This is a genomic window from Psychromonas hadalis ATCC BAA-638 (genome assembly GCF_000420245.1).
GTDB lineage: Bacteria > Pseudomonadota > Gammaproteobacteria > Enterobacterales > Psychromonadaceae > Psychromonas > Psychromonas hadalis.
In genome coordinates this window covers 1-2159 of the sequence record NZ_ATUO01000290.1, presented here as the reverse complement: position 1 = coordinate 2159, position 2159 = coordinate 1, and the positions used below count along the sequence as shown (strand labels likewise).

Below are 2159 nucleotides of genomic sequence, written 5' to 3'. Positions count from 1 at the left end.
AGTTAAGGAGAAAAATCATTCATCTTATCGGTGGGCATGCTGAATATTTGTATAAAATAGAAAAAGTCAGCTAGGGCTCTGATCAATGTCTGCTTCAAGAAGATGTGGATGATTATATTGAGTTTTATAACCACGAACGTTTTCATGAAACATTGAAATATAAAAAGCCAATGGATGTTTATCAGAAAGGAATTAAGGCTAACTTAGCTTTATCAAAGGTATCTTAAGTGTGGAATAAGAAATATTAAATAGTTGTCTTGACTCTTTGGGTAGGTATATTTAACAACTAAGACTGATCACCTTTTTAGTTGCTTTGGTATTAATACTTTTCAGTACAATCTTATTGATGAACGACACGTTTTCCGTGTCGCTTTTTTGATAGGTAATTACCGTAGGCTTTTGTTTGATAATATAGCCTAACGCAATCAAAATCCCGTTTTCAGAGTACCCTACCAAAGACAGCCACCACGAATTCTCAAAGAGAATAACAAGTAAAACCACATATGAGTATAGGGAGAATAAACATCCTTGTTCTTAATAGCTAAAATATGCTTACCTCTTTTTTCATTGCGATGAGGGAGTGAAATCCTGACATTTATTGCCTAGGAAAGGGAAAGGGGTCAATATTTGATCTAATCGTTTTTCTACGATATTGATCCCTTAAGCTCACACGTTTAGGCTCAGATAAGGAACTAAAATACAAATTGCACACTTAGTCACGAGCGACGGTATTGGTGTCGAAATGTTTGAAATGAAAGAGCGTCAAGAACGTCACGACGTTGATTTCTCACGCATTGGTATTTTCCACTTCTGTCTTCAAACGAATGACTTCGAGGGTGTTATTGCACGCACTGAAGCATATGGTGGCAAAGTACGTATGGATATTATGCGCTACCACCCAGAAGACGACAGCAAACAAGCAAAAATGGTCTACTTAGAAGATCCCTTTGGCAATTTGTTTGAGCTTTACTCACACTCTTATGAAGAAACTTACGCTTCTGATTACGAGTAATAGATTTATTGATCACCTAAATGGTCGCCTTTTGTATATTTTTTCAGGCGCAATGTACCCCAATATAATATGAGTTATCTATGAAATTGGGTACTTATCACTGTTGATGAACATGGTCAATCGGTGCGTATTCCAGAATGGATACCAGAAACTGAGATTGATAAAAAAGAAAATGAAACTGCTAAAAAACTAATGGAAATTCGTAAAAAATAGGTGAAGAAATGCAGATTTTTGTCGAACAAAAGGAAAAGTAAAAAATAACAGGATAAGCTTCATTGTCGATTATAAGTCGCTAGAAAGCTTATCCTGACTGTTATGCTAAGTTAATCATGAATCGCTTTAACACGGCCTACTGAACCATCTTCTAAACGCACTTTAATACCATGGTGATGATTTTGTGAGTTAGTTAAAATGTCCTTTACTATTCCTTCCGTTAGCGTGCCACTGCGCTGATCCTGTTTTAAAACAATTGATACTGATAAACCTTTCTTGATATCTGCTCTGTTAGTGCCACTCATAGTGATTACTCTTATTTGTAATGGGATCTGAATTTTGCCCTAGAGCAAGGTTGATGGTCAACAATAAAAACGTATGCCTGATTAACCGGCCACGAGGTTTCTCTTAACCGCTATTAGGTCCTCTCTAAATAGGTTTGTATCACGATATTTAAGAGAATTTTATCATCTTTAGAAATAAAGCTGGCTTCAATCGCATTAAAAGTAAATTGCGCTATTTCTGTTTTACTCATCGCATGGGCATTACTCACGGCCAAAAAATTATCCGTCATATATCCGCCAAAATAAGCAGGATCGTCTGAGTTAATAGTCACACATAAACCCTTACGAAGCAGGTCGACGATATTGTGATCTTCCATTACATCAAATACTTTAAGTTTAGTATTAGATAATGGACAAACGGTCAATGGGATACGTTGCAGGGCAAGTTTTTTTGATGAGTTGAGGGTCTTCTGAGCAACGAACACCGTGATCAATACGCGTTATTTTTAATAGTGCTAATGCGTCGTGGATATTACTCGCGGGGCCTTCTTCAGAGTATATACCCAAACGACTTGATAATATTTCGCATCTAGCTCATCGCACTTCAAACTGCAAAATTGAAGGTTTGAAAGTTGTCATTAATTCTACTC

At 36.6% G+C, this 2159-nt stretch carries 3 protein-coding genes and 2 pseudogenes; 2 read left to right on the top strand and 3 right to left on the bottom strand.

The features are described from left to right. The first annotated feature begins 89 nt into the window (after positions 1 to 89). On the top strand, positions 90 to 227 hold the full coding sequence (locus tag G322_RS23825; RefSeq protein WP_281166540.1) for an IS3 family transposase: 138 nt from the start codon (positions 90 to 92) through the stop codon (positions 225 to 227). Between the two features lie 476 nt (positions 228 to 703). Continuing rightward, positions 704 to 1012: pseudogene (locus tag G322_RS21480) on the top strand (VOC family protein); the annotation flags it as partial. Between the two features lie 323 nt (positions 1013 to 1335). Here G322_RS21480 and G322_RS0118900 read toward each other — a convergent pair. The 3 genes and pseudogenes from G322_RS0118900 to G322_RS24965 all read right to left on the bottom strand — a co-directional run. Next, positions 1336 to 1530 (bottom strand): YwbE family protein, encoded by a 195-nt coding sequence (locus G322_RS0118900; RefSeq protein WP_022943230.1) that lies wholly within the window; start codon positions 1528 to 1530, stop codon positions 1336 to 1338. A 113-nt stretch (positions 1531 to 1643) separates the two neighbouring features. Further along, on the bottom strand, positions 1644 to 1994 hold the full coding sequence (locus G322_RS22040; RefSeq protein ID WP_022943229.1) for an amidohydrolase family protein: 351 nt from the start codon (positions 1992 to 1994) through the stop codon (positions 1644 to 1646). Positions 1995 to 2007: 13 nt separating this feature from the next. Beyond that, positions 2008 to 2076, bottom strand: a pseudogene (locus G322_RS24965) (hypothetical protein); the annotation flags it as partial. Between the last annotated feature and the right edge of the window lie 83 nt (positions 2077 to 2159).